22 protein-coding genes are annotated in these 26,448 nt (G+C 65.5%); 11 read left to right on the top strand and 11 right to left on the bottom strand.

Annotation, left to right across the window (positions count from 1 at the left end):
• Window positions 1-55 precede the first annotated feature (55 nt).
• Window positions 56-2,443 (top strand): ATP-binding response regulator, encoded by a 2,388-nt coding sequence (locus IEV87_RS07305; protein WP_229737462.1) that lies wholly within the window; start codon window positions 56-58, stop codon window positions 2,441-2,443.
• A 6-nt stretch (window positions 2,444-2,449) separates the two neighbouring features.
• Here IEV87_RS07305 and IEV87_RS07300 read toward each other — a convergent pair whose 3' ends face one another.
• Window positions 2,450-3,055 carry a gamma-glutamyl kinase gene (locus IEV87_RS07300; RefSeq protein WP_188476990.1) on the bottom strand — a complete coding sequence of 202 codons (606 nt, stop codon included), beginning with the start codon at window positions 3,053-3,055 and terminating at the stop codon, window positions 2,450-2,452.
• Between the two features lie 189 nt (window positions 3,056-3,244).
• On the opposite strand from IEV87_RS07300, the gene recA reads away from it, so the two are divergent.
• The 3 genes from recA (at window position 3,245) to IEV87_RS07285 (ending at window position 7,601) form a co-directional block, all read left to right on the top strand.
• Window positions 3,245-4,318, top strand: coding sequence for a recombinase RecA (gene recA, locus IEV87_RS07295; RefSeq protein ID WP_188476989.1), 1,074 nt, complete (start codon window positions 3,245-3,247; stop codon window positions 4,316-4,318).
• Between the two features lie 291 nt (window positions 4,319-4,609).
• Window positions 4,610-7,312: an alanine--tRNA ligase gene (gene alaS / locus IEV87_RS07290; RefSeq protein WP_188476988.1), complete on the top strand. Its 2,703-nt coding sequence runs from the start codon at window positions 4,610-4,612 to the stop codon at window positions 7,310-7,312.
• A 1-nt stretch (window position 7,313) separates the two neighbouring features.
• Window positions 7,314-7,601 carry a DUF1330 domain-containing protein gene (locus IEV87_RS07285; protein ID WP_188476987.1) on the top strand — a complete coding sequence of 96 codons (288 nt, stop codon included), beginning with the start codon at window positions 7,314-7,316 and terminating at the stop codon, window positions 7,599-7,601.
• Window positions 7,602-7,780: 179 nt separating this feature from the next.
• Here IEV87_RS07285 and IEV87_RS07280 read toward each other — a convergent pair whose 3' ends face one another.
• The 4 genes from IEV87_RS07280 to ssb form a co-directional block, all read right to left on the bottom strand.
• Window positions 7,781-8,362, bottom strand: coding sequence for a VOC family protein (locus IEV87_RS07280; RefSeq protein WP_188476986.1), 582 nt, complete (start codon window positions 8,360-8,362; stop codon window positions 7,781-7,783).
• Window positions 8,363-8,534: 172 nt separating this feature from the next.
• Window positions 8,535-10,352: a translational GTPase TypA gene (typA, locus tag IEV87_RS07275; RefSeq protein ID WP_188476985.1), complete on the bottom strand. Its 1,818-nt coding sequence runs from the start codon at window positions 10,350-10,352 to the stop codon at window positions 8,535-8,537.
• A gap of 29 nt (window positions 10,353-10,381) precedes the next feature.
• Window positions 10,382-11,215 carry a GNAT family N-acetyltransferase gene (locus tag IEV87_RS07270; protein ID WP_188476984.1) on the bottom strand — a complete coding sequence of 278 codons (834 nt, stop codon included), beginning with the start codon at window positions 11,213-11,215 and terminating at the stop codon, window positions 10,382-10,384.
• Window positions 11,216-11,596: 381 nt separating this feature from the next.
• The gene (gene ssb / locus IEV87_RS07265) at window positions 11,597-12,112 is read right to left on the bottom strand and encodes a single-stranded DNA-binding protein (protein ID WP_188476983.1); all 516 of its coding nucleotides are present in this window, start codon (window positions 12,110-12,112) and stop codon (window positions 11,597-11,599) included.
• Window positions 12,113-12,355: 243 nt separating this feature from the next.
• On the opposite strand from ssb, the gene IEV87_RS07260 reads away from it, so the two are divergent.
• Window positions 12,356-12,961 carry a lytic transglycosylase domain-containing protein gene (locus IEV87_RS07260; RefSeq protein WP_373284033.1) on the top strand — a complete coding sequence of 202 codons (606 nt, stop codon included), beginning with the start codon at window positions 12,356-12,358 and terminating at the stop codon, window positions 12,959-12,961.
• A gap of 149 nt (window positions 12,962-13,110) precedes the next feature.
• Window positions 13,111-13,632: a hypothetical protein gene (locus IEV87_RS07255; protein WP_188476982.1), complete on the top strand. Its 522-nt coding sequence runs from the start codon at window positions 13,111-13,113 to the stop codon at window positions 13,630-13,632.
• A 67-nt stretch (window positions 13,633-13,699) separates the two neighbouring features.
• On the opposite strand, the gene IEV87_RS07250 is transcribed toward IEV87_RS07255, so the two are convergent.
• The 6 genes from IEV87_RS07250 to miaA form a co-directional block, all read right to left on the bottom strand.
• Complete coding sequence (locus IEV87_RS07250; RefSeq protein ID WP_188476981.1) at window positions 13,700-15,775, bottom strand: dipeptide ABC transporter ATP-binding protein; 2,076 nt, start codon at window positions 15,773-15,775, stop codon at window positions 13,700-13,702.
• 93 nt (window positions 15,776-15,868) lie between these two features.
• Entirely contained in the window at window positions 15,869-17,065 is a 1,197-nt protein-coding gene (locus IEV87_RS07245; protein ID WP_188476980.1) for an ABC transporter permease, read from the bottom strand.
• A 12-nt stretch (window positions 17,066-17,077) separates the two neighbouring features.
• On the bottom strand, window positions 17,078-18,121 hold the full coding sequence (locus IEV87_RS07240) for an ABC transporter permease (RefSeq protein WP_188476979.1): 1,044 nt from the start codon (window positions 18,119-18,121) through the stop codon (window positions 17,078-17,080).
• 125 nt (window positions 18,122-18,246) lie between these two features.
• Window positions 18,247-19,890 carry an ABC transporter substrate-binding protein gene (locus IEV87_RS07235; RefSeq protein WP_229737461.1) on the bottom strand — a complete coding sequence of 548 codons (1,644 nt, stop codon included), beginning with the start codon at window positions 19,888-19,890 and terminating at the stop codon, window positions 18,247-18,249.
• 337 nt (window positions 19,891-20,227) lie between these two features.
• Window positions 20,228-21,061 carry a helix-turn-helix transcriptional regulator gene (locus IEV87_RS07230; protein ID WP_188476978.1) on the bottom strand — a complete coding sequence of 278 codons (834 nt, stop codon included), beginning with the start codon at window positions 21,059-21,061 and terminating at the stop codon, window positions 20,228-20,230.
• A gap of 162 nt (window positions 21,062-21,223) precedes the next feature.
• A complete protein-coding gene (gene miaA / locus IEV87_RS07225) occupies window positions 21,224-22,096 on the bottom strand; it encodes a tRNA (adenosine(37)-N6)-dimethylallyltransferase MiaA (protein ID WP_229737608.1) in 873 nt (290 codons plus the stop codon).
• Between the two features lie 100 nt (window positions 22,097-22,196).
• Here miaA and pyrH point away from each other — a divergent pair, with 100 nt between their 5' ends.
• From pyrH to dxr, 5 genes are all read left to right on the top strand, one after another.
• Entirely contained in the window at window positions 22,197-22,925 is a 729-nt protein-coding gene (gene pyrH, locus IEV87_RS07220) for a UMP kinase (protein WP_188476976.1), read from the top strand.
• Window positions 22,926-23,180: 255 nt separating this feature from the next.
• The gene (gene frr, locus IEV87_RS07215) at window positions 23,181-23,744 is read left to right on the top strand and encodes a ribosome recycling factor (RefSeq protein WP_188476975.1); all 564 of its coding nucleotides are present in this window, start codon (window positions 23,181-23,183) and stop codon (window positions 23,742-23,744) included.
• 15 nt (window positions 23,745-23,759) lie between these two features.
• A complete protein-coding gene (gene uppS / locus IEV87_RS07210) occupies window positions 23,760-24,485 on the top strand; it encodes a polyprenyl diphosphate synthase (protein WP_188476974.1) in 726 nt (241 codons plus the stop codon).
• Between the two features lies 1 nt (window position 24,486).
• Window positions 24,487-25,272: a phosphatidate cytidylyltransferase gene (locus IEV87_RS07205; RefSeq protein WP_188476973.1), complete on the top strand. Its 786-nt coding sequence runs from the start codon at window positions 24,487-24,489 to the stop codon at window positions 25,270-25,272.
• Window positions 25,272-26,444, top strand: coding sequence for a 1-deoxy-D-xylulose-5-phosphate reductoisomerase (gene dxr / locus IEV87_RS07200; protein WP_188476972.1), 1,173 nt, complete (start codon window positions 25,272-25,274; stop codon window positions 26,442-26,444). The genes IEV87_RS07205 and dxr overlap by 1 nt, the downstream gene beginning before the upstream one ends.
• The last annotated feature ends 4 nt before the right edge of the window (window positions 26,445-26,448 follow it).

Genomic DNA, 26,448 nt, shown 5'->3' with positions numbered 1-26,448 from the left:
AGGGGGCGCAACCGCGCCAGCCGGTCCGATTTCCGCAACGGGGACAGCGCGCATCATGTTCAACCACACGGCCGAAACAGGGTTCACCACCTCCCGTGCACCCCGCGACGCCCGCGCGCTTCGCTCCGACACCCGCGCCGAACCGGCCCGCCGCCGCGCCGCCGTCACCCTGATCGGGCTGGCCCTCGGGCTGCTGGTGCTGGCCTGGATGACCGGCGGCACGCCGGGCCAGCCGATTATGACCTTGTCTTTTGCCGCCGCTGCGGCAACGCTGTTCCTGACTGCCGTCGGGGTCGAACTCTGGCCGATCCTGCTGGCGCCGGAAGAAGGCGACACCAGCCCTGAACCCGCCATGAACAGCCTTCTCGACGCCATGCCCTTCGCGGCCCTGCTGACCTCCCGCGATCTCCTCCCGATCGAGGCGAACGGGATCGCCCGCGACCTTTTTTCCACACCCGACCAGGACCGCTGGCTGACCAGTGCCCATGTGCCGGACGACCTTGCCGAAGGTCTGCGCGACCTCTCTGCCCGCATTGCGGAAGCGGGGGTCGGCGTGCCCCTCCGCGCCAGCCTCGTCGTCGGAGGGGAGACCTGGGACATCACGGGCCGCGCGGTGTCCGAGGACCGGCTGCTCTGGCAGATCGACCCGGTGATGGAGGGCAGCGCCGCCATGCGTGACGCGCAGCTGCCAGTGCTGGCCATCGGACCGGACGGCCGGATCGCCAATGTCAATGCTGCCGCAATTGCCTGCCTCGGCCGCCGCCCGCGCCGCATGTCCGACATCTTCGGCGACGCGCCCGTGACCTCCGGCACCACCGCCACCGCCCGCGTCGGCGGGGGCGAAACCCCCGTTCTGGTCGTCGATCTGCCAGCCGCCGGCCGCCACCGACAGATCGCGCTGATCCCCCTGACCGCGCAGACCGGTCCGTCCGACGCAGGTGCCCCCGATACCGGCAACCGTGACTGGGACCGGTTCGACAACCTGCCGGTCCCGCTCCTCTGGCTCAGTTCCGACGGGCGGGTGCAGAAGGCCAACCGCAACGCGGTGGATCTGATCGGCCCCGGCTGCCGCGCCGGTGCCCATCTCGGCGACCTGACCGAAGGCCTTGGCCGCCCGATCAGCGACTGGCTGGACGAAGCCGTGGCCGGCCACCGCACCAACAGCCCCGAATTCCTGCGCGTCACCGCTTCCGATCAGGAGACCTTCGTTCAGATCTCCCTGAAACCGGTAAACGACGGCGGCGAAACCTCCCTGCTGGCTGTCCTGAACGACGCGACAGAGCTCAAGACGCTCGAGGCCCAGTTCGTGCAGAGCCAGAAGATGCAGGCCATCGGTCAGCTTGCGGGCGGTGTGGCACATGACTTCAACAACCTGCTCACCGCGATCTCGGGCCATTGCGATCTGCTGCTGCTGCGTCACGATCAGGGCGATCAGGACTATGCCGACCTGATGCAGATCAACCAGAACGCCAACCGTGCCGCCGCGCTGGTCAGCCAGCTGCTCGCCTTTTCCCGCAAGCAGACGCTGCGCCCGGAGGAGATCGACCTGCGCGAGACGATTTCCGACCTCACGCATCTTCTGAACCGTCTGGTCGGGGAAAAGGTCACGCTCTCCTTCAGTCACGATCCCGTCCTGAACGCGGTCCGTGCCGATAAAAGGCAGCTGGAACAGGTCCTGATGAACCTCGTCGTGAACGCCCGCGATGCCATCCCCGGCGGCGGAGAGATCCGCATCGTGACCGAGGGCGTGACCTATTCAGCCGCCCACAGCCGCGACCGCGCCACCGTGCCGCCCGGAGACTACGTGGCTGTGAAGGTGATCGACACCGGCTGCGGCATCCCGCCCGACAAGCTGACCAAGGTCTTCGAACCCTTCTACACCACCAAGCGCGTCGGAGAGGGCACCGGGCTCGGCCTCTCGACCGCCTATGGCATCATCAAGCAGACCGGCGGCTACATCTTCGTCGACAGCACCGTGGGGGAGGGGACCTGCTTCACCCTCCTGTTCCGCGCCTTCAGGAACGACCGAAAGGTGATGGAGGACCTGCGCGCCGCCACACGCCCCTCGGCCCGGCACGCCGACGGGGTTGTTCTGCTGGTGGAGGACGAAGCCCCCGTGCGCGCCTTCGCCTCCCGCGCGCTGCGCCTGCGCGGTTACACCGTGCTCGAGGCCGAAAGCGGAGAGGAGGCGCTGGCGCTGCTGGAAAACCCCGACACCCGCGTGGACATCTTTGTCACCGATGTCGTCATGCCCGGAATGGATGGACCGACCTGGGTGCGCAAGGCACTGGAAACCCGCCCGAATGTACAGATCATCTTCGTCTCCGGCTATGCGGAGGAGCACTTTGGCGAGGAACAGACGAGGTTCCCCAATTCCGTCTTCCTGCCCAAGCCGTTCTCGCTCAGCGAACTGACGCAGACGGTGCAGGGCGTGGCCAGCTGAACCGGCTCAGTCCCCGCCCACGGGGATGGAGTCGTACAGCGCGAACTCCGCCGCGCATTTGCGCCGCAGCTTTGCCTCGACCTCCGGGCTGAGTTCCAGCGGCATCTCGGGCGAGACGTTCTCGCGGGTCAGCGCGATATCCTGTCCGAGCCGGTCTTCCAGGAAGCGCCGCAGCCCGTCCTGATCCTCGTAGCGGTAGAACCGGGTGACGGAGGTACCGTTTCCGGCCGGCTCCACGAACTTCGCCTGGCTGCCCACATTGGCATAGCCCGGCTGGTCCCCACGGCAGTAGCCGTCGATGAACGTGTCAAAGCTTACATCGCAAGTATTGTTCGGCCGCCCCTGCATGAACGGCCGCCGCCGGTACCTGTACCAGCTGCCAAGCCAGGACACCGGCTCCCGGATCACGGCAAGCACTTCCAGATCCTCGGCGATGAACTTCTCCAGCATCGGCCGGAAGAAGCGGTTGTAGCGGAACACCGGCGCATGTTTGAGCTCGGGCGGGTCGTTCACGACGATGTCCGCCACAGGGGCCAGCGCTTTTTCCCAGGCGGTCGTGCCGGTCTTGGGCACCGACAGGAACACCAGCCTGGCCTTCGCAAAAACAAGCATTTACCGCCTCCGGACCGCGCGGCGGCAAGGACCCGCCGCCGCTAACCACTTCTTAACCAGACTCGGAAAGAGTGTCAGTCGGAAAGATTTCGATTGAAATGTTCCTCTTTTGGTCCATATTGGAACAAGAGTAGAACAAAGGGCGGTGATTGCCGCCGATAAACGGGTATGGAATAAGGGGCTGAAACAATGGCAACGGCAGATCTTCTTTCAATGGACAGCAAGCGCGACGAGAACAAGCAGAAGGCGCTCGACTCGGCGCTGGCCCAGATCGAACGGCAGTTCGGCAAGGGATCGATCATGAAACTGGGCGGCAAGGACGCCATCCAGCAGATCGAGGCGACCTCGACAGGGTCGCTCGGCCTCGACATCGCGCTTGGCATCGGCGGTCTGCCCAAGGGCCGGATCATCGAGATTTACGGACCGGAATCCTCGGGCAAGACCACGCTGACCCTGCACTGCGTCGCCGAGGAACAGAAAAAGGGAGGTGTCTGCGCCTTTGTCGACGCCGAACACGCGCTCGACCCGCAGTACGCCCGCAAGCTTGGTGTCGACCTTGACGAACTGCTGATCTCCCAGCCCGACACAGGTGAACAGGCACTCGAAATCACCGACACGCTTGTCCGCTCCGGCGCCGTCTCCATGGTCATCGTCGATTCGGTCGCCGCCCTGACCCCCAAGTCCGAGCTTGAGGGCGACATGGGCGACAGTTCAGTCGGCGTGCATGCCCGCCTGATGTCCCAGGCCATGCGCAAGCTGACCGGCTCCATCGCCCGGTCGAACTGCATGGTGATCTTCATCAACCAGATCCGGATGAAGATCGGCGTGATGTTCGGCTCTCCCGAAACCACCACGGGCGGCAACGCGCTGAAATTCTACTCTTCCGTCCGCCTCGACATCCGCCGCATCGGTGCGATCAAGGAGCGTGACGAAATCGTCGGCAACCAGACCCGTGTGAAAGTGGTCAAGAACAAGGTCGCCCCGCCGTTCAAGCAGGTGGAATTCGACATCATGTATGGCGAGGGGATCTCCAAGACCGGCGAACTGCTCGACCTCGGCGTGAAGGCCGGTGTCGTGGACAAGTCCGGTTCCTGGTATTCCTACGGCGACGACCGCATCGGGCAGGGGAGGGAGAACGCCAAGGTCTTCCTCAAGGAAAACCCCGACATCGCCTATCAGATCGAGGACAAGATCCGCGCCTCTCACGGCCTCGACTTCGGGTCGAGCGATGAGGACAGCACCGACGACGTGCTCGACGCGTGATCCTCTGACCCGCTGACAGAAGGCCCGGCCGCAGAGCCGGGCCTTTTGCTTTGCGCCCCGCGCTTGTCCTGTCCGTCACCATCGGGCCTGTCACCTCCCCGCCCGTCATCCTCTGACTTGATCAGAGGATCTCCCCTCTCCGGGCGCAGAGGCGTGCAGGCGATCCCCGGTCAGGTCGGAGGATGCCCCCCTACGGCGAACCGCCCGCGCCCCCTCATTCTCCTTTACCACCTGCGCCACAAGGTTTATCCCCGCTCCAACCGGAATTCAGACCGAAAGACCGCGCCGACCATGACTGGCCTCGCCGATATCCGCTCGACCTTCCTTGGCTACTTCGAGAAGCAGGGCCACCGGGTCGTTCCCTCCTCTCCGCTCGTGCCGCGCAACGATCCCACGCTGATGTTCGCGAACTCCGGCATGGTGCAGTTCAAGAACCTGTTCACCGGGGTCGAAACCCGCGACTACACCCGCGCCACCACCGCGCAGAAATGCGTGCGCGCCGGGGGCAAGCACAATGACCTCGACAACGTCGGCTATACCGCGCGCCACCATACCTTCTTCGAAATGCTGGGGAATTTCAGCTTCGGCGACTATTTCAAATCGGATGCCATCCCCTTTGCCTGGGAACTGGTGACGAAGGAACTGGGCATCCCGAAGGACAAGCTGCTGGTCACCGTCTACAAGACGGACGACGAGGCGGCGGAGATCTGGAAGAAGGTCGCGGGCCTGACCGACGACCGCATCATCCGCATCGGCGACAAGCCGGGCGGGGGCAGCGACAACTTCTGGCAGATGGGACCGACCGGCCCCTGCGGCCCCTGCACCGAGATCTTCTACGACCACGGCGACAAATACTGGGGCGGCCCTCCGGGCAGCCCTGAGGAGGACGGCGACCGGTTCATCGAGATCTGGAACCTCGTCTTCATGCAGTTCGAACAGTTCGAGGACGGATCGCGCCGGGATCTCGAGGCGCAGTCGATCGACACCGGCATGGGCATCGAACGCGTCGCCGCGCTGCTGCAGGGGACCAACGACAACTACGCCACCGACCTGATGCGCGCGCTGATCGAGGCTTCGGCCCACGCCACCAGCACCGAACCTGACGGCCCCGGCAAGACCCACCACCGGGTGATCGCGGACCATCTGCGCTCGACGTCCTTCCTGATCGCGGACGGGGTGATGCCGTCCAACGACGGTCGCGGCTACGTGCTGCGCCGGATCATGCGCCGCGCCATGCGCCACGCTCATCTTCTGGGCGCAAAGGACCCGCTGATGTACCGGCTGGTTCCCGAACTGGTCCGCCAGATGGGTGAGGCCTATCCCGAACTGCGTGCCGCCAGAGCGCTGATCGAGGAGACGCTGAAGCTTGAGGAAACCCGCTTCCGCACCACGCTCGACCGCGGGCTGAAGCTGCTGGATGACGAACTCGGCGGGCTGGCCGAAGGGGCGGCGCTACCCGGAGAGGCGGCCTTCAAGCTTTACGACACCTATGGCTTCCCGCTCGACCTGACGCAGGACGCACTGCGGGAAAAGGGCCGCACTGTGGACACCGACGGCTTCGACGCCGCCATGGCCGAACAGAAGGCCAAGGCCCGCGCGGCCTGGGCGGGAACGGGCGAATCCGCGGACCTCTCCGTCTGGTTCGACATTGCCGACCAGCATGGAGCGACCGATTTCCTCGGCTACGATACGGAACAGGCCGAGGGCGTCGTTCTCGCCATCGTGAAGGACGGCGCAGAGGTCAAGGCGCTGGAACCCGGTGAAAGTGGCTGGATCATCGCCAACCAGACTCCGTTCTACGGAGAGTCCGGCGGTCAGGTCGGAGACACCGGCTGGTTGCGGCGGCTTGAGGATGAGGACCACATCGCCACGGTCACCGACACCCAGAAAATGGGCGGCGGGAAGGTCTTCGCGCATAACGTCACGCTTGGCACCGGCGCATTCAGGGTCGGCGACCCCGTCGCGCTTGAGGTCGATCATGCCCGCCGGTCCACCATCCGTGCCAACCACTCCGCCACGCACCTGCTGCACGAAGCCCTGCGCGAGGCCCTTGGCGATCACGTCGCGCAGCGCGGTTCGCTCAACGCGCCGGACCGGCTGCGCTTTGACTTCTCGCATTCGCAGGCCCTGACAGCCGACCAGATCGCACAGGTCGAACGCGAGGTGAACGCCTTCATCCGCCAGAACTCCGCCGTCGACACCCGCATCATGACGCCCGATGACGCCCGCGCCCTTGGCGCTCAGGCACTGTTTGGTGAGAAATACGGCGACGAGGTCCGCGTTGTCTCCATGGGCCGAAAGGACACCGGAAAGGGGGCGGACGGGAATACCTATTCGCTGGAACTCTGCGGCGGCACCCATGTCACCCGCACCGGCGACATCGGGGCTTTTGCGCTGACCTCGGAAACCGCCTCCTCCGCCGGGGTCCGCCGGATCGAGGCGCTGACGGGGCAGGCGGCCATGGCCGAACTGCGCGGTCGCGACAGGGCGCTGAGCGCCATCGAAGGCATGCTCAAGGCGACCGGCGAGGATGCCGTCGCCCGCGTGAAGGCGATGATGGAAGAACGCCGCGCGCTGCAGAACGAAGTCGCGCAGCTGCGCCGCGACCTCGCAATGGCAGGGGCAGGTTCCGGCGGCACAGGGCAGGGCGGTGGTGCCGAGGCGCGTGACATCAATGGCGTGAAGTTCCTGGCCCAGTCCCTGACCGGCGTGTCGGGCAAGGACCTCCCGGCGTTGATCGACCAGTTCAAGGCACAGATCGGGTCCGGCGCGGTGCTGCTGATTGCCGACACCGGCGGCAAGGCTGCCGTGGCGGCGGGGGTGACCGAAGACATGACCGCCCGCGTCTCGGCCGTGGACCTCGTCCGTGCGGCAGTGGAGAAGCTGGGCGGCAAGGGCGGCGGTGGCCGTCCCGACATGGCGCAGGGCGGCGGGGCGGATGCATCGGCCGCCGGAGAAGCAATCAAGGCCGCCGAGGCCGTACTGGGAGGCTGACATGCCCGCACTCTGGATCGCCAACGTCACGGTCACTGACCCCGACTCCTACGCGAAATACGCGGAGCTCGCCGGCCCTGCGATCGCCAAGCACGGAGGCAAGTTCATCGCCCGCGCCGCGCGGTTCGTGCAGCTTGAAGGCCGTGAGCGTCCGCGCAACGTCGTCGCCCGCTTCGACACGGTCGAGGCGGCGGTGGCCTGTTACAATTCGCCGGAGTACCAGGCGGCGCTCGATCACGCACGGGGCGCGAGCGAGCGGGAACTGATGGTCATCGAGACGACGGAGTAGGGTAGACTCCCTCACCCTGACCCTTTCCTGTAGACCCCCTCCCTAACCCTCCCCCCTCAGGGGGAGGGGACCTGTAGCTCCAGGCAGAACCGGGATTTCGCTAATGCTGCACGGTACAGCTCCCTCCCCCTCGCGAGGGGGAGGGCCGGGGAGGGGGTGATCCCGCGAAGGCGCGCCCCTCAGTACGGGTCCTTCGCCCCCCGATCCGCCGACAACGTCTGCTGCCTCCGCTTGACAAGCAGCTCGATCGCGTCCGCCAGATGCTCTTCGGCGATGTTGTAGTCGCCGCGTTCCACCCGGATGCGGTGCGCCTCGATCATTACATCGGCATGGGTACAGCCGACGGGCGGCTCGAACCGGTAGCAGGCCAGTTCGATCAGCAAGCCCATGGGATCCTTGAAATAGATCGAGTCCATGAAACCCCGGTCCTTCGGTCCCGAATTGCCAATACCGCGTTCCTTGAGCCGCTCCACCGCCTGTGAGAACGTCGCCTTGGAGACGTTGAACGCCAGGTGATGCACGCAGCCAGGATCGGTTGGTGTGCGGCGCGGATCGGGCCTGCGGTTTTCGTTGGTGAAGACGGTGATCAGCCGCCCGTCACCGGGATCGAAGTAGAGATGCCCTTCGTCCGGGTCGTCCAGGTTGGGCTGGTCGAAGACGAACGGCATGCCAAGCACGCCTTCCCAGAAGTCGATGCTGGTCTGCCGGTCCGCGCCGGTCAGGGTGATGTGATGCACGCCCTGTGTCTGTAGCTTGCGCATGATATCCTCCTTGGTCTGACCGGGAAGATAGGCGGTCTGGCGCGGTTTGGCACCTGTCTGCATCGTGCGCCGATGCATGGGGTCTGTGCGGACCCTCTCTGTGTCCCGGTTTCGCCCGACGGGTTTGCGCGTCTCCCTCCCCCTGTCCGGGGGAGGGATGGGAAGCGGGAAGTCAGCCCGCCTTGCTCATCCGCTTGCGCTCATGCGGGTCGAGGTAGCGCTTGCGCAGGCGGATCGCGTTCGGCGTCACTTCGACCAGTTCGTCGTCGTTGATATAGGCAATCGCCTCTTCCAGCGTCAGCGTGACCGGCGTCGTCAGCCGCACCGCCTCGTCCGTACCGGAGGCGCGCACGTTGGTCAGCTTCTTGCCTTTCAGCGGGTTCACCTCAAGATCGTTGTCGCGCGAATGCTCGCCGATGATCATGCCGGTGTAGACCGGAGCCTGTGCGCCGAGGAACATCTTGCCGCGATCCTCAAGGTTCCAGAGCGCATAGGCCACCGTCTCCCCGTTCTCCATGGAGATCAGCACACCCGCGCGCCGCCCCTCGATTGTACCCTTGTGCGGGGTCCATCCGTGGAAGACGCGGTTCAGAACGCCTGTTCCGCGCGTGTCGGTAAGGAATTCCCCGTGGTACCCGATCAACCCGCGCGACGGCACATGCGCCACGATGCGGGTCTTGCCCGCGCCGGCCGGCTTCATCTCCACCAGGTCGCCCTTGCGGGGGCCGGTGATCTTTTCGATGACCGCGCCGGTGTATTCGTCGTCCACGTCGATGGTGACTTCCTCGACCGGTTCTTCACGACCATTTTCACCGTCGCGCATGATGACCTGCGGGCGGGAGACCGACAGTTCGAAACCCTCGCGGCGCATGTTCTCGATCAGCACGCCCATCTGGAGTTCGCCGCGCCCCGACACCTCGAAGGCCTCGCCGCCCGGCGTGTCCTTGATCTTGATGGCGACGTTGGACTCCGCCTCTTTCATCAGCCGCTCGCGGATGACGCGGGACTGCACTTTCTTGCCGTCGCGGCCCGCAAGGGGGCTGTCGTTGATGCCGAAGGTCACGGTGATGGTCGGCGGGTCGATCGGCCGCGCCTCCAGCGCCTCGTCCACCGCCAGCGCGCAGATCGTGTCGGCGACGGTCGCCTTGGTCATCCCGGCAAGCGAGACGATGTCGCCCGCGACGCCTTCCTCGATATCCTGCTGCATCAGGCCGCGGAAGGCGCGGACCTTGGTGACGCGGAACTGTTCGATCTTCTGCCCGATGCGCGAGATCGCCTGCACCGTCTGGCCGACCTTGACGCGGCCCGTCTCGATCCGGCCCGTCAGGATGCGCCCCACAAAGGGGTCGGAGCCGAGCGTGGTGGCCAGCATCCGGAAATCGTCGTCCTGCTTCTTCTGCTGTTTCGGCGCGGGCACATGGTCCACGATCAGCCGGAACAGGGCCGAGAGATCCTTGCGCGGCCCGTCCAGCTCCGCATCCGCCCAGCCCGACCGGCCAGAGGCGTACATGTGCGGGAAATCCAGCTGGTCGTCGTCGGCGCCGAGGTTGGCGAACAGGTCGAAGCATTCGTCCAGCGCCCGGTCAGGTTCGGCATCCGGCTTGTCCACCTTGTTCAGCACCACGATCGGACGCAGGCCAAGCGCCAGCGCCTTGGAGGTCACGAACTTGGTCTGCGGCATCGGCCCCTCGGCCGCGTCCACCAGCAGCACGACGCCGTCGACCATGGACAGGATCCGCTCGACCTCGCCGCCGAAATCGGCGTGGCCGGGGGTGTCCACGATGTTGATCCGCGTGCCCTTCCACTCGACCGAGGTACATTTGGCCAGGATGGTGATCCCGCGTTCGCGCTCCAGATCATTGGAGTCCATGGCGCGTTCCGCCACCGCCTGATTTTCGCGGAAGGCGCCGGACTGCTTGAGCAACTCGTCCACGAGGGTCGTCTTGCCGTGGTCGACGTGGGCGATGATGGCGATGTTGCGCAGGTCCATGGGGCGTCCTTGTTCAGCTTGGCGCCCGCCTACACTGCACCCGCAGAAAAGGCTAGGGGGAAACGCGGCACCAGCAGAGTCGGGCCAAGCGGGCGCGCCTTTGCGCCACATCCCAGCTTGAACCGGGCGCGGGGGGCACCGGCTTCGCTGTCGACCGGGCCGAGGTCGAAGCGGATAACGCCGCGCGCCCTAAGATGCAGCGCGGCCTCCCAGAGCAGCCGGGTATGGGCTTGGTGGCTGCGGCCCGTTGGCCCGCTCCAGCCGACGGCATAGGTCGCGGCGGTACCGTGGACCAGCAGAAGGACGAAGGCCACCGTCTCGCCCCCAAGCACCGCCCGCAACAGGATCGTGTCATCCGGACTGGTCGCGGCGAAGGCGGTCAGGAAGCTCCGCGGCCAGGTGCGGTAGCTGCGTTGCTTCCGCTGTGCCTCCTCCCGGCCGAGCAGACCGGCATGGCGCGCCAGGTCGAAACGCTCCTGCACGACGACGACCGGCCCCTCCAGTCCCCGTCTGAGCCGGTTGCGCCATTTCCCGTGCAGCCCGTTCCACAGGGCTTCCGTGTCCGGTCCGAGGTCAAGCTCCGCGACATGCTGCGGTGTCAGAAACGGACAACCCGGAGCATCGGTCGGCGCGGTGTCCGGAATGACCAAGCAGAGCCCCGGCCCGCCCCCGCAGAACACGTCGCGCCAGTCTGGCACGGCCCCGCGCGGCAGATAGGCAAGGCGAAGGGGGCCCGCGCGCCGGACGATCGCGAACTGGCAGGGGGCACAGGACGGACCGATCCGGATGACCTCCCGGCCCATGCGCCGCAGGGCGCGGGCGTAGGTGACTGACTGCTGCAGCGGACGCGGGGTTTCGGACATCCTCCGATCAGACGCGGGATCCGGTTAACAGCGCCTCACCATTCCGGTGCCGAATGGCAAATCTTTCGGTAATCGGCAGCGTCTAACCTGCCATCATGCGATCCAGTCGACACCCGCCCGCGCCACCTCCTCGCCCGACCAGGCAGGCGATGCTCCTCCTCGCCATCCTGCTGTCCCTGTGCTGGTCGGCGGGGGTTGGGCTGGTACGCTTGGCCGTGCTGGCCACAGGCGGTTGACCGACGACGCGCAGAGGAGGCGGATTTCGCCTTCCGGCGAGAGTATTTCGGGCAAGATGAAACCCGTCCTCCTTCATCTTGCCGGCAAATACTCCGGGGGGAGGTCCGCAGGACCGGGGGGCAGCGCCCCCCGCGCAGTCAGAATTCAGAACGGGATTTCATCGTCAAGGTCGCGGTTCGACCCGCCGCCGCCACCGCCGGAGCTGCTGCCGCCCCGGTCGTCATAGCCGGCACCGTAGCCGCCGTCCCGGTCGTCGTATCCGCCCGAGGAGCCGCCGCCATAGCCACCACCACCACCGCCGCCTTCGCCACGCCCGTCAAGCAGGGTGAGTTCGCCGCGATAGGGGCGCAGCACCACCTCGGTGGAATAGCGGTCCTGGCCGGACTGGTCCTGCCATTTGCGGGTTTCGAGCTGCCCCTCGATGTAGACCTTGGAGCCCTTGCGCAGATACTGTTCCGCGATCTTGGCGAGCGGTTCGGAGAAGATGGCGACCGAATGCCATTCGGTGCGCTCACGCCGTTCGCCGGTATTGCGGTCCTTCCAGTTTTCCGACGTGGCGATGCGCAGGTTGCACACCTTGCCACCGTTCTGGAACGACCGGACCTCGGGGTCGCGCCCCAGGTTTCCGACGATGATGACCTTGTTCACGGATCCGGCCATGACTGCCCCCTATAGCATGAGTCCTCAGGTTCCGACGGTTACATCAGAGTGTCGCCAAAAGGTAAAGTTTTCGCGGGAATTGAATCGATTGCGCCCTTTTCCCCGACGTCAGAGCCCGCGCCGCCCATGCGCGGGGCTTTGCCGACATGGGCCGCCACGCCGCGAGAAAGCACAATTGGCTGGCCAAAAGCCTTTGAATTTATGTAGGGTGCGCCGCAAGGGACAGGTTACGGGAAGATCCTCTTGGGACATCGGAAGTTTGTGCGCGCCGCCGCCCTGGCGCTGGCTGTCACGGGAATTGCGGACCTCGCCCTTGCGCAGTCCGTGTCCACCTCCAGCCGCAGCAAGGTCTTCGGGTCCCAAACCCGCGTGCTCGATAGCCGCGCTTCTCAGCAGTACAACAACTCCGTCCGCCTGCAGCCGACCCGCGTCGTGACCCCGTCCAAGTGGGGCGATGAATCGGTCAAGGCCTTCCGCGGCCGCTACAATGGCCCGCACCTGGCCACCGCCCGCGCCGCCGCCCGCCGCCATGGCGTGCCCGAGGACCTGTTCCTCCGTCTCGTCCAGCAGGAAAGCGGATGGAACGACAAGGCGCGCTCGCACAAGGGGGCGATCGGGCTGGCGCAGCTGATGCCGGGCACTGCCAAGGTGCTGGGCGTCGACCCGCACGATCCGCAGCAGAACCTCGAGGGCGGCGCGCGCTACCTCGCGCAGCAGTACCGCACCTTCAAGTCCTGGCGTCTGGCGCTTGCCGCCTACAACGCCGGCCCGCAGGCGGTGCAGAAATACGACGGGATTCCGCCTTACAAGGAAACCCAGAACTACGTGCGGATCATCTGGGGCAGCTGAGCCCTTTCCGTCACGTCCGTCTGCGCAAAGTTGATCTGCCGGAACCTTTCTCGCGCAACCGTGTTGTTTGCTCACAACGCAACTGAACGCGATTGCCTGACGCGTGCGGCCATGGGCCACTGGGACGCGCAGGTGGAAAGGACATTGATATGTTTAAGAAAACCATGACCGCCGTTGGTCTTGCCCTGATCGTCGCCACCCCGGTTCTCGCCGTCGAAGGCCCGTTCCCCGTGCGCGAGGTCGACGCCTCCACCCACCTCGAGGCATTCGAGAACCCGAACGCGCTCGACTACTATCCGGACGTCGCCGCTGACGTCGCCGCAGCCGTGGCCGCAAAGGTCGACGCAGCGCCCGAAGATGCGGATCACTCGCTTGCCCTGTCGATCAAGGTCACCGCACTGCGCCTGAACGACAACCCGGTGCTGACCGATGACGGCAAGTTCAACATCATGGAAGGCGTCGTTGTCGTCTATGACAAGGAAGGCGACTCCCCGCTGAAGAACGAGGCGATCATCCTGCGCGCCGAGGAAATGCCGACTGCGATGCCGGCCTTCTCTCCGGACAACCGCGACTTCTACATCGCCATGGTCGACGCTTTCGCCGACAAGACGGCCGAGATCGTGAGCGGCGTGGATTACCTGCCGGACACCGAGAACAACGCCAGCAAGTAACGCTGCCGCTGTCTGAATGGCAAAGCCCCCGGTCCCATGACCGGGGGCTTCTGCGTTTCTGCGCCGGTTACTCCGCCGCGATCTTGATGACCGGCTCCATCCCGGCAAGCTGATCTTCGGAGAGGTGACACTTGATCTGGTGCCCGTCCTTCTTGCGCATCGGTGGCACCTCTGTCTCGCAGAGCCCGCCCGGCACTTCGGATTTCCACCGGCAGCGTGTCTGGAACGGACAGCCCGGCGGCGGGTTCATGGCCGATGGGATGTCGCCCTCCAGCACGATGTGCTTCTTCTGGACGGAGGTATCCGCGATCGGAACCGCCGAGAGCAGCGCCTCCGTGTAAGGATGATAGGGCGGGGAAAAGACCTGATCGGTCGTCCCCAGTTCCACCACATGCCCGAGATACATCACCATGACCCGGTCGCTGAGATAGCGCACGATGGACAGGTCGTGGGAGATGAAGAGCAGCGTCGTCTTCTCCTCTCGCTGGATGTCCATCAGCAGGTCCGTCACGGCGGCCTGCACCGACACGTCGAGCGCTGACACCGGTTCGTCCGCCACCACGATCTTCGCCCCGCCGGCGAAGGCACGCGCGATCCCGACCCGCTGCTTCTGCCCGCCCGACAGCTGGCGCGGCATCCGATCGGCGAAGGCGCGCGGCAGCTTCACGAGGTCGAGCAGGTTCAGCATCTTCTCCCGCCGCTCGGCCTCGGTCTTGCCGATGCCGAAGACTTCAAGCGCGCGGATGATCTGGCGGCCCACGGTCATAGAAGGGTTGAGCGTATCGAACGGGTTCTGGAACACCATCTGGACGGAGGAGATCGTCTCAGTCTTGCGCTTCTCGATCGGGGTGTTCTGGATCTCCTTGCTGTTGAGCAGGATGTTCCCGTCCGTCGCGGTCTCCAGCCCCATGAGGACCTTCGCGAAGGTCGACTTGCCGCATCCGGACTCCCCGACGATGGCGAGCGTCTCGCCCTCCCGCGCCTCGAACGACAGCGTCTCGTTCGCCTTCACCACCTTCTTCGGGCCGGAGGAGAACAGGGCGGAGGCGGCGACCTCGTAGTATTTCCGAAGGTCCTCGATCTTCAGGACGACCTTGCCGATCTCCGTCTTGCCCTTCTGTTCCTGCGCCGCCATCGGTGCGTCCCAGTCGATTTCGTCATGGCGCAGACAGCGGGTCGTGTGCCGGTCGTCGCCCGCGATGTTGAACATCGGAATGTCCTTCGCATCGCAGCGCCCCGGTTCGAAGTAATCGCAGCGGGGCCCGAAGTTGCAGCCCCGGGGCCGTTCGTGGGGCAGGGGGAAATTGCCGGGGATTGCCTTGAGCGGGCGCGAGGTCTTGTCCGCGCCGGGCAGGGGGATCGACCGGAACAGGGCCTGCGTATAGGGGTGGCGCATCTGGTCGAAGACGTCCTCGATGGAGCCGCGTTCGACCGCCTCGCCGGAATACATGACGCAGATGCGGTCGCAGGTCTCCAGCACCAGCCCGAGGTTGTGCGAGATGAACAGCATCGAGGTGCCGTATTTCTTGCCGAGGTCCTTCACCAGTTCGACAATCGCCGCTTCGACCGTCACGTCGAGCGCGGTGGTCGGTTCGTCTAGGATCAGCAACGCGGGTTTGGACATCAGCGCCATGGCGATCACGATGCGCTGCTGCTGTCCGCCGGAAAGCTGGTGCGGGAAGGCGTCGAGCATCCGTTTCGGATCGGGCAGCTTCACGTCGGTGACAACCTGCAGCGCCCGCGCGTAAGCCTCTTTTTCGCCGATGCCCTCGTGGATCATCGGCACTTCCATCAGCTGCTTGCCGATCTTCATCGCCGGGTTCAGCGACGCCATCGGCTCCTGATAGATCATCGCGATTTCGGAGCCTCGGATCTGACGCAGTTCCTCGGCGGACATGGCCCCGAGATCGCGTCCCTTGAACTTGATCGACCCGCCAACGATGCGCCCGTTGACGCCGAGGTCCTGCATCACGCCAAGCGCCACGGTCGACTTGCCGCAGCCGGATTCCCCGACAAGGCCAACCGCCTCTCCGGGTTGCACGGCGACGGAGAAGTCCATGACGGCGGGGATTTCCCGGAGCCGGGTGAAGAAGGAGATCGAGAGCTTGTCGATCTCGAGGATGGGGCCGGAGTAGTCGGTCATGTCGGTCTCCGTTTCATGTGGCGGAGCCGGGGGCGCTGCCCCCGGACCCCCGGGATATTTGGAAAACCAAAGAGGAGGGCATCGGGGCTCATGTCAGTCCTTCAGGCTTTCTTCGCGCAGCCCGTCGGCGAGCAGGTTGAGCCCGAGCACGAGCGAGAGCAGTGCGAAAGCGGGCACGATGGCCGGATGCGGGTAGATCGAGAGCAGCTTGCGCCCCTGGTTGATCGTCGTCCCCCAGTCCGGACTGTCCGAGGGCAGGCCAAGGCCGAAGAAGCCGAGCGTGCCGAGCAGGATCGTGGTGTAGCCGATCCGCAGGCAGAAATCGACGATCAGCGGCCCGCGCGCGTTTGGCAGGATTTCCCACAGCATGATGTACCACGGGCCTTCGCCCCGGGTCTGCGCCGCCGCCACATAGTCGCGCGTCTGGATGTCGAGCGTGAGGCCGCGCACGATGCGGAACACGGTCGGAGCGTTCACGAAGACCACCGAGACGAAGACCACGAGAATGCCGCCCGGGATGTCGAACAGGTCGAGATCCGTGGGCAGGAAATTCACCGGCGTTCCCCGGTCATTGATGAGCGAAAGGTAGAGCCAGCCCAGCACGAACAGGGCCACGGCGATCATGACGTTCCGCCGCTGCGGCTGCGTGTGATAGCGCGAATTGATCATCACGCAGATGAACAGGATCGGCAGCACGAACAGCACGATGGCCATGTAGGAGGGGATGCCGGACGTCACCATCTCGGGGGTGACCAGCAGGTAGAACAGCAGGATCACCGGGAAGGCGAGGATCAGGTTGGCGAGGAAGGACAGCACCGTATCGAGCCGTCCGCCGAAATACCCCGCCGGCAGGCCAAGCGTGATGCCGGCCATGAAGGCGAAGAGCGTGGCGAGCGGGGCGATGCGGATCACCACCCAAGACCCCTGCACCATGCGCGAGAAGGCATCCCGCGCCAGCGTGTCCCCGCCAAGCAGATAATAGGGGTAGTCGCCTTCCCCCGCGCCGGACAGCGGCGTGCCGGGGACCTTGTTCTTCATACCCGACACGGCGGCGAGCGGGTCATGGGTCACGATCCAGTCGAACAGCCCGGCGAAGAGCGCGGTGTAGATCCAGAACATGACGATGCCGAACCCGATCATGCCGATCACGTTGTCGAACAGCTTGCCGTAGAGGCCGAGCTTCCGCTTGTACATGATCGACAGCGCGAAGGTGACGACCAGCGCGATCCAGACCGGAATGAACTGATATGCGAGGCGGGCGAGGATTTCTCCCCAGGAAAGCGGGTCCATGGGTCCTCCTCCTTACGAAATGCGGATGCGCGGGTTGAGGTAGACGTAGCCGATGTCGGAAATCAGCTGCGTCACCAGCACCACGAAGACCGACACGACCGAAATGCCCATGAGCAGATCGACGTCATTGTTCCCGGCCGCCTGCACCAGCGCCCAGCCCAGGCCCTTGTAGTTGAACAGGGTCTCCACGATGACCACGCCGTTCAGCAGCCACGGAAACTGCAGCATGATGACGGTAAAGGGGGCGATCAGCGCATTCCTGAGCGCGTGCTTCATCACGATGTTGCGGAAGGACACGCCCTTGAGCCGCGCGGTGCGGATATACTGCGCCGTCATCACCTCGGCCATCGAGGCGCGGGTCATCCGCGCGATATAGCCGACGCCGTAGAGCGCGATGGTCAGTACCGGCAGGAAGAAATTCTCGAACGTCGCGTTTTCCATGGCGGCCGTCGCGGTGCCCTTGAACCATTGCAGGCCCATCACCGACGACGCGAAGACCGAGATCAGGATGACGCCCGAGACATATTCCGGCGTCGCCGTGGACGCGATGGAGAAGGTCGACAGGGTCCGGTCCAGCTTGGAGCCTTCGCGCATCCCCGCCAGCACCCCGATGATGAGCGCGGCGGGCACCATCAGCAGCATAACCCAGAACATCATCTTGCCGGTCAGGGCCAGCCGTGTGCCGACGATGGCCGACACCTCGTCCCGGAACACCCGCGAAACACCCCAGTCGCCCTGCAGCACGCCGCAGTAGGTCGGCGCCTCTGCCGGGTCCATGCCCGAGGTGATGCAGCGCCCGGTCGTCCGTTCCTCCGTCTCGCGCGTCCAGCCGGGTACGACGCCCAGCCATTCGCCGTAGCGGATGAACATGGGCCGGTCATAGCCGTTGTTGGTCAGGAAGCGCGCGACCTCCTCGTCCGACATGCGGGAGTTGCCTTCGTACTTGGCAACCTTCTCCAGCATGGAGGGCTGGTTGGTCAGGAAGAACACCATGAAACTCAGGCACAAGGCCGTCAGAAGCATGGTCCCGATCCGTTTCAGGAGGAAAAGGAGCATGGACTATCCCCGTTGGCTGGCCGTCGCGCCGCTTGCGGGCGCTTGCTGGCCGGGAGGCTGGCCCCGGAAGGGACCGGCCGGAACGAAAGCGGCGCCCCCCGCGTGGGAGGGGCGCCGGAGGTGGATCAGCTTTCCACCCACCACTTGTAGTGGTGCATTTCGAAGGTCGGGTGCATCTCCGTCCCGTGCACCGTCGGCTTGTAGTGCCGGAAGAGCGACCGCCAGTAGGGCTGGATCATCACGCCGTCGTCCAGCATGATCTGTTCGATCTTCGCCATGACCTCGGAGCGCTTGTCGGCGTCGTTGATCGCCAGCGCCTCGTCGAGCAGCTTGTCGAACTCCTCGTTCGCCATGGCGGATTCGTTCCACGCCACGCCGGACTTGTAGGCAAGCGCGAGCACCTGGACGCCAAGCGGGCGCTGGTTCCACTCGGTCGCGGACCAGGGATAGACCAGCCAGTCGTTCCAGAAGGTCGAACCGGGCAGGATCTTGCGTTCGATCTTGATACCCGCATCGCGGACCTGGGCAGCCACGGCGTCGCAGGTTTCCGCCTGCCACTGGTCATCGATGGAGATCAGTTCGAAGGTGGTGTCGGCGTGACCCGCATCCTCGATCATCTTCTTCGCGGCGGCCGGATCGACCGGAACCTTCGGGATTTCGGCATATTCCGGATGGATCGGGCAGACGTGGTGATGTTCCGCGACGGTGCCGTAACCGGCATAGCCCAGTTCGAGGATCACCGCCGGGTCAACCGCCATGACAAGCGCCTTGCGGACGTTGACGTCGGTAAACGGCTCCTGCTTCTGGTTGAACCGGACGCAGAGCGTCGCGGCCGTGACCGCCTCGGACTTCACCCATTCCATAGCGTCGAGCACTTCGATGAACTCGCCGGTGGACTGGTAGGTCATGTCGACCTCGTCCGCATCCGCCGCCGCGACCCAGGCCGCCATGTCGGTGCCGAAGTCGATAAACTCGATCCGGTCGAGATACGCGCCTTCGCCCCACCATTCGTGATCGGTGTTCTTCTCCAGAACCTGGCGCACGCCGACCTCGTTCTCCACCGGCTTGAAGGGTCCGGTGCCGATCGGGTTGGTGTACGGGTCGGTGCCGTCGAAGGACGAATGCACGATCTGCGCCGGATAGTCCGCGAAACCGGCGACGATGGTGATGTCGGGCACGGAGGTCTTCAGCACCACGGTGTGATCGTCCACCTTGGTGATCGCATCCTCGCGCGCCATCCCGGTGCCTTCGTCGATCAGGTTCGCCATGCGCGAGGCCATGGAGTTCCCCTCGACGTTCTTCTCGCACCAGCGCTTGATGTTGAAGATCACGTCATCGGCGGTGAAATCGTCGCCGTTGTTCCACTTCACGCCCTGGCGGACATGCAGCGTGTATTCGGTTGCGTCGTCATTGGCGTCCCAGCTTTCCAGCAGCATGCCCTTGAACGACCCGTCCGCCTGATACTCGATCAGGTACTCCAGCCAGCCACGGCTGAAGTTGGCCATCTGCGACCAGTCGTAGTTGCGCGGATCCTTGAGCGCCTTGGTCTCCATCTGGACCCGCAGAGTGCCACCCATCTGGGGTGTCATGTGGCTTTCGGCCTGTGCCGGGGTGATCCCGCCCAGCCCGTAGATCGCCGCCGTCCCGACGCCAAGAGCCGAGGCGCGGGTGATGAACTCGCGGCGGCTCATCTTGCCCGCCTTTAATTCCTCCGCATACATCTCCGCCGCCGGATGCACGGCCGTGGTGAACTTTTCCATTCGCGTCATCTTATTCTCCCTGTGACACAATGTTGGTCCGGGACCCGACGGCCCCTTGTTGTTGTCCGGTATCGCAGTGTCGCACACGATCCTGTCGCCCGCGGTGGCCTGCTGACCGGGTTTTCCGATAGCGAAACAGAAACCCCGCCGGGCTTAGGTCTGTGATCGACACAATTTGCTCTGTTTGCGACATTGACCCCAGTCAGAGACGACATGACCCTGCAATGCAACCATAAAGCTGAACAAAACGCGGGAATGTGACGGCCGCCAGAGGCGACCGTGACGTAGGGTTCCGGCGACATCTGCTGCCGATTTAGGCAAATCCGGGGTGTCCGGTGACGTTGCGTTAGCCGCGCACCGCCTGACGCAGGGCGGACGGGGTCTGATGCGTCTGATTCTGGATGAACCGGGTGAAATAGGCCGCGGAGGAAAAGCCAAGCATTTCCGCGATCAGCCGGATCGGTAGGTCGCCCCGTTCCAGCATGTCGCGGGCCGCGTACAGCACCCGCTGCGTGATCATGTCCGCCGCCGTCAGCCCCGCGACCTGCCGGCAGGCGCGGCTCAGGTGGGTCGGCGTGACGCCAAGCGCCTCCGCATAGTCCGCCATCGGCTTGCCCGAACGGTACTGTTTCTCGACCAGACCGCAGAACGACGCGGTCAGCCGCTCCGCCGCCGGGATGCGCGGCGCCGGCTGGTTCTCGGACTGGGTGAGGGTACGCCGCATCCAGACCGCCAGCAGCCCGGCATGGGCCCGCGCGGCCTCGTCGCCGAAGGCGCGGTGCGTGGACTGTTCGCGCTGCATGTTGTCGAGGATCGCGGTGACCTCGTTCTGCGCCATCACGTCCCGCACGCGGATATGCTGCACGTCCTTCGGCATGATCCCCGCCTCGTGCGCAGGAAGATCCACGGCAATCCCGTAGACCTGCTTGCCGAGGTCCAGCGACATCAGCGTCCCCGCCGGGATATACAGCGCGTTATGCGCCCCGATGCCCCGCCGCTTGCCGAGGATCGTCGCACGCCCCTGACCCTTGGTGATCCAGAGGAACAGATGCGAGGCGCGCGCGTGCTGCAGTTCAAGCCGCCAGGACGACCCCATGCTCAGCTGACCAAAGCTGCGCACCCGGGCCGCGGCGACCGAAGCCTCGTGAGGCGACTGCGCATGAATGTTCTGTATCTGCATGTCGGGTCCTCTCCGTTTGTCCCGATGCTGAGGCCGATGTCGCATATGGTAAAGTGTGTCGTGACTTATCCACAGATTTTTCCCCCAGTTTCGCCGATCCGGAGCGCGCCTGTGGATGAAATGTGGAGATGTGATCGCCAAACGACTGTGCGCCGTCGGGTTTCAACCGGAAGGTGCCAGTTTCATCCACCGACTCATCCGGCTCCGGAACCAGCTGCGCTGCCGCTTGGCGAATTGCCGCGTGGCCACGATGGCCTGCGCCCGCGCCTCGTCCAGCGTTGACCCGCCGCGCAGATGCGCGATCAGCTCGGGCGCGCCGATCGCCTTGGACGAGGGCAGGGCGGGATCCCAGGCCGCCAGATTGGCGCGCGCCTCCTCCAGCGCGCCGTCGGCCAGCATCGCGTCGAACCTCCGTTCGATCCGGGGTGTCAGCCAGTCCTTCGGCGCGTCCATAACGTAACAGGCCGCGTCCTCCGCCGCGAGCAGGGGGGGCGGTGTGTCGTCCTGCCAGGCGGATAACGGCCGCCCGGTGGCGCGCCAGACCTCCCACGCGCGCTGCACCCGCATCGGGTTGGCCCGGTCGATCCGCGCCAGCGTCTGCGCATCCAGTTCCGCCAGCATGCCCGCCAGCCCCTCCGCCGCCCGAAGCCGGTCGCCCTCGGCCCGGACCTCCGGCGGCACCGGCGGGATCGCTGCCAGCCCCTCCGTGAGGGCAGAGAAATAGAGCCCGGTCCCCCCGACGATGATCAACCGGTCGTTCTGCAACAGCGCCGCGACCTCGCGCAGCCAGTCCCCGACCGAATAGGCCCGCTCCCGCGCGACATGGCCGTACAGCCGGTGCGGCACCAGCGCTTCCTCCTCGGCAGAAGGGCGCGCGCTCAGCACGCGCCAGTTGCCGTAGACCTGAAGCGCATCGGCATTCACCACGACCCCGCCCTGCCGAGCCGCGATCTCTGTCGCCAGTGCCGATTTGCCCGACGCGGTCGGCCCGGCAATCAGCACATGACGCCCTGCGGAGAGCCCCTCGGGGATCATCCCGCCGATGCCTGCGATTTCCGGGATTGGTGCATTGAACTGCCGTCTGTTTTCGACCATTTTGCCGCCAGTTTACCCCCCCGGACAGACGGAGCGCAACATGGCCGCAGACCAGCCCAAGACCACCTACAAGCGCGTTTTGCTCAAGATCTCGGGGGAGGCGCTGATGGGAGACCGCGGATACGGGCTCAACCCCCCCACGGTCGAACGCATCGCGCAGGAGGTGAAGTCGGTCCACGACCTCGGCGTGCAGATCTGCATGGTGATCGGCGGCGGCAACATCTTCCGCGGCCTTGCGGGCAGCGCCCAGGGGATGGAACGCACCACCGCCGACTACATGGGCATGCTGGCCACGGTGATGAACGCGCTCGCCATGCAGTCCGCGCTGGAAGGGCAGGGCATCCACACCCGCGTGGTCAGCGCGATCCCGATGGATCAGGTCTGCGAACCCTACATCCGCCGCCGCGCCGTCCGGCACCTGGAGAAGAACCGCGTGGTGATCTTTGCCGCCGGTACCGGCAACCCCTATTTCACCACCGACACCGCCGCCACGCTGCGCGCCAACGAAATGGCCTGCGAGGCGATCTTCAAGGGCACCAAGGTCGACGGCGTCTATGACAAGGACCCGATGAAGCACGACGACGCCAAGCGCTTCGACACGGTCACCTATGACGAGGTGCTCGCCCAGCATCTCAACGTCATGGACGCCTCTGCCATCGCCCTGGCACGGGACAACCGCAAGCCGATCATCGTCTTCTCGCTCGACGAACCCGGCGGCTTCCGCGGGATCCTGGCGGGGCAGGGCACCTATACCCTCGTGCGCGACTGACCCGGCGCGCCGGGGGCGCTTCGCCCCCCGGGCCCCCCGAGGATATTTCCGGCAAGGCGAAACCCTTCTTTGGTTTCGGAAATATCCCCGCCGGAGGTCTCGTGACGCTCCGCAGGAGCGGCGCGGCACAAACGGCTTGACGCTCCGCAGGAGCGGCGCGACCGGGGCGCCGCGGCTTGGGCAAACGCGACGCCTATACATCGCGCGACCTCTGGCTTAGAACCCCCTCACCAATTTCAAGAACGGGGTAAGCCCATGTCTGACGACTTCGAGCTGGACACAGACGATCTGAAACGCCGCATGGACGGCGCGATGAGCAACCTGCGCACGGAATTCGCATCGCTGCGGACGGGGCGCGCCTCCGCCTCCATGCTGGAGCCTGTGATGGTCGATGCCTACGGCGCCATGACCCCGATCAACCAGGTCGGCACCGTGAACGTGCCGGAACCGCGCATGGTCACCGTGAACGTCTGGGACAAGGGTCTCGTGAACAAGGTGGAGAAGGCGATCCGCGAAAGCGGGCTCGGCATCAACCCGCAGCTCAACGGCACCATCATCATGCTGCCCATCCCCGAGCTGAACGAGGAGCGCCGTCGTGAACTGTCGAAGGTCGCCGCGCAATATGCCGAAAGCGCCCGCGTTTCTGTGCGCAACGTGCGTCGCGACGGCATGGATCAGATCAAGAAGGCCAAGGGTGACGGCCTGTCCGAAGATGACCAGAAGTTCTGGGAATCCGAGGTTCAGGACCTGACCGACACTTATATCAAGAAGGTCGACGCCGCGCTCGAGACCAAGCAGGAAGAGATCATGCAGGTCTGATCCTGCGCCCGCCCGATGACCAATGCGGAGCATATCCGGCGGGCCCCCCGCCATGTCGCCATCATCATGGACGGCAACGGCAGATGGGCCACCATGCGCGGCCGTCCCCGCCTGTTCGGCCACCACGCCGGGGCCAAGCGGGTGCGCGAGATCGTCGAGGCCTGCCCGGATCAGGGGGTCAAGTACCTGACGATATTCGGCTTTTCGACCGAGAACTGGAAGCGCACCCAGATCGAGGTCGCCGGTCTCATGAGCCTGTTCCGCCGCTACATCCAGAAGGAGGCGCGCGCGCTCAAGGCCAACAACGTGCGCGTCCGTTTCATCGGCGACCGGCCGGGGCTCGACATCAAGCTGCAGAACCTGATGGACGAACTTGAAGAGGTCACGAAGGACTGCGACGGCACCAATCTCACCATCGCGCTGAACTATGGCGGCCGGGACGAGGTCGCCCGCGCCACCCGTCGCCTGGCCGAGGATGTCGCCGCCGGGCGTCTCAGCCCAGACGACGTGGACGAGGAGACCCTGCCGCACTACCTCGACACCCATGTCCTGCCCGATCCCGACCTTGTCATCCGCACCTCCGGAGAGGCCCGCATCTCCAACTTCCTGCTCTGGCAGTCGGCCTATGCGGAATATGAATTCATCGACACGCTCTGGCCCGATTTCACCCCGGCCGTCTTTGCCGAGGTCCTGCGCTCCTATGCCAGCCGCGACCGCCGCTACGGGGGCGTGAAGGCCTGACATGGCACGCTCGTGGGAGGATCTGACGGCGCGGGTGATCTCCGGCCTTGGCCTTGTCGCCGCGGGGCTGCTGGTGATCTGGATTGGTGGCCATGTGCTGCGGGTCGCCTTTGCCGGTGTCGCCGCTGGCATGGTCTGGGAACTGGTCCGCCTGCTGACACCCGAAGCCCGTAAATCCGCGCTCGCCATGGCGGGCGCGGCGGGGACGGCGCTGCTCGGCGCGCTCTACCTCCCGCCGCTGCTGGCGCTGCCCTTGCTGCTGGCACCCGCCATGGCCGGGATCGCCTGGGTGCCGCGTCACCGGGTGCTCTACCTCACCTTCACCGCCGCGATCATCGTCGCCGTCTTCGGAATGGTGCAGCTGCGCGAGGTTTCGGGCATGGTCTGGCTGCTCTGGCTGGTGCTGGTGATCGTGGCCACCGACATCGCCGGCTATTTCGCCGGGCGCGCCATCGGCGGACCGAAGTTCTGGCCGCGCGTCAGCCCCAAGAAGACCTGGGCCGGGACGGTCGCGGGATGGATCGCCGCCGCCCTCGTCGGCCTTGCCTTTTCCCGCAGCACGGAGGCCGGATACGGCCTGATCGGGCTGTCTGTCGCGGTTTCCATGGCCTCCCAGATGGGCGACATGGCGGAATCCGCGATGAAACGCCGGGTCGGGGCCAAGGACAGCTCTGCGCTGATCCCGGGGCACGGCGGTCTGCTCGACCGGTTCGACGGGATGCTCGGCGGCGCGGTCTTCCTGCTGCTGATCGGCCCCTGGGCGGGGCTGCCCGTGGGCACGCCCTGATGCGGCGCGTGTCGGTCTTCGGGGCGACGGGGTCGATCGGGCAGAACACGATTGACCTGATCGCCCGCGCCCCCGACGCCTACCGGGTCGTGGCCCTGACCGGCGGACAGAACATCGCGCAGCTGGCGTCCGATGCCCGCCGTCTGAACGCGGAGATTGCCGTCACCGCGGATGTAGACAGGCTCGACGACCTGCGCGACGCCCTTGCCGGGTCGGGGGTTGAGGCCGCCGCCGGGGCGGCCGCGCTGGCCGAGGCCGCCTGCCGCCCCGCCGACTGGGTCATGTCCGCCATTGTCGGCGCCGCCGGTCTGGTGCCGGGGCTGAAGGCGCTGGAGCAGGGCGCGACCCTCGCCCTCGCCAACAAGGAAACGCTGGTCGCCGCCGGTCCGCTGGCCCTGCGCACGGCGCAGGCCAATGGCGGAACGATCATTCCGGTGGATAGCGAGCATTCCGCCGTCTTTCAGGCCCTGACGGGGGAAGACCGGCGCGCGGTCGAACGCGTCACCCTGACCGCCAGCGGTGGCGCCTTCCGCGACTGGCCCATGCAGAAGCTTCGGTCTGCCACCCCGGAAGAGGCCGCGACCCATCCGACCTGGGACATGGGACAACGGATCACCATCGACTCCGCCTCCATGTTCAACAAGGCGCTGGAGGTGATCGAGGCGAAGGAACTGTTCCACCTTGCCGCCGACCAGATAGAGGTGCTGATCCATCCCGAAAGCTGCGTGCACGCGCTGGTCGGCTTCACCGACGGGGCGATCATGGCCCATCTCGGCGTGCACGACATGCGTCACGCCATCGGCTATGCCCTGCACTGGCCGGAACGCCGGGACCTGCCGGTCGACCGGCTCGACCTCGCCGCGCTTGGCCGGCTGACCTTCCGCGCGCCCGAGGCCGACCGCTATCCCGCCCTCGGCCTCGCCTACCGGGTCATCGCGCGCGGCGGCCTCGCCGGGGCGGCATTCAACGCGGCCAAGGAACGCGCGCTGGACGCCTTCATCGCGCGCCGGATCGGCTTCATGGACATGGCAGAGGTGGTTGCACGGGTTCTTGATCGTCTGGATGCGGCACCGGTACCTATTGATGCCCCGTTCGAGCTTGATAACATCGTCGCAATAGACCATCTCGCCCGGTGTGAGGCCGACAGGGTAATGGCGCAGAGGCAGCAGTAAGGGC

This window comes from Primorskyibacter flagellatus, assembly GCF_014638275.1.
GTDB lineage: Bacteria > Pseudomonadota > Alphaproteobacteria > Rhodobacterales > Rhodobacteraceae > Pseudooceanicola > Pseudooceanicola flagellatus_A.
The sequence above is the reverse complement of the archived record's forward strand: the minus strand, read 5'-3'. Positions and strand labels throughout refer to the sequence as shown.

Excerpts from the sequence above, each read along its gene's own strand:
- IEV87_RS07305 (WP_229737462.1), top strand. The coding sequence starts at position 56 with ATGTTCAACCACACGGCCGAAACAGGGTTCACCACCTCCCGTGCACCC.
- IEV87_RS07300 (WP_188476990.1), bottom strand. The coding sequence starts at position 3,055 with ATGCTTGTTTTTGCGAAGGCCAGGCTGGTGTTCCTGTCGGTGCCCAAG.
- recA (WP_188476989.1), top strand. The coding sequence starts at position 3,245 with ATGGCAACGGCAGATCTTCTTTCAATGGACAGCAAGCGCGACGAGAAC.
- alaS (WP_188476988.1), top strand. The coding sequence starts at position 4,610 with ATGACTGGCCTCGCCGATATCCGCTCGACCTTCCTTGGCTACTTCGAG.
- IEV87_RS07285 (WP_188476987.1), top strand. The coding sequence starts at position 7,314 with ATGCCCGCACTCTGGATCGCCAACGTCACGGTCACTGACCCCGACTCC.
- IEV87_RS07280 (WP_188476986.1), bottom strand. The coding sequence starts at position 8,362 with ATGCGCAAGCTACAGACACAGGGCGTGCATCACATCACCCTGACCGGC.
- typA (WP_188476985.1), bottom strand. The coding sequence starts at position 10,352 with ATGGACCTGCGCAACATCGCCATCATCGCCCACGTCGACCACGGCAAG.
- IEV87_RS07270 (WP_188476984.1), bottom strand. The coding sequence starts at position 11,215 with ATGTCCGAAACCCCGCGTCCGCTGCAGCAGTCAGTCACCTACGCCCGC.
- ssb (WP_188476983.1), bottom strand. The coding sequence starts at position 12,112 with ATGGCCGGATCCGTGAACAAGGTCATCATCGTCGGAAACCTGGGGCGC.
- IEV87_RS07255 (WP_188476982.1), top strand. The coding sequence starts at position 13,111 with ATGTTTAAGAAAACCATGACCGCCGTTGGTCTTGCCCTGATCGTCGCC.
- IEV87_RS07250 (WP_188476981.1), bottom strand. The coding sequence starts at position 15,775 with ATGACCGACTACTCCGGCCCCATCCTCGAGATCGACAAGCTCTCGATC.
- IEV87_RS07245 (WP_188476980.1), bottom strand. The coding sequence starts at position 17,065 with ATGGACCCGCTTTCCTGGGGAGAAATCCTCGCCCGCCTCGCATATCAG.
- IEV87_RS07240 (WP_188476979.1), bottom strand. The coding sequence starts at position 18,121 with ATGCTCCTTTTCCTCCTGAAACGGATCGGGACCATGCTTCTGACGGCC.
- IEV87_RS07235 (WP_229737461.1), bottom strand. The coding sequence starts at position 19,890 with ATGACGCGAATGGAAAAGTTCACCACGGCCGTGCATCCGGCGGCGGAG.
- IEV87_RS07230 (WP_188476978.1), bottom strand. The coding sequence starts at position 21,061 with ATGCAGATACAGAACATTCATGCGCAGTCGCCTCACGAGGCTTCGGTC.
- miaA (WP_229737608.1), bottom strand. The coding sequence starts at position 22,096 with ATGATCCCCGAGGGGCTCTCCGCAGGGCGTCATGTGCTGATTGCCGGG.
- pyrH (WP_188476976.1), top strand. The coding sequence starts at position 22,197 with ATGGCCGCAGACCAGCCCAAGACCACCTACAAGCGCGTTTTGCTCAAG.
- frr (WP_188476975.1), top strand. The coding sequence starts at position 23,181 with ATGTCTGACGACTTCGAGCTGGACACAGACGATCTGAAACGCCGCATG.
- uppS (WP_188476974.1), top strand. The coding sequence starts at position 23,760 with ATGACCAATGCGGAGCATATCCGGCGGGCCCCCCGCCATGTCGCCATC.
- IEV87_RS07205 (WP_188476973.1), top strand. The coding sequence starts at position 24,487 with ATGGCACGCTCGTGGGAGGATCTGACGGCGCGGGTGATCTCCGGCCTT.
- dxr (WP_188476972.1), top strand. The coding sequence starts at position 25,272 with ATGCGGCGCGTGTCGGTCTTCGGGGCGACGGGGTCGATCGGGCAGAAC.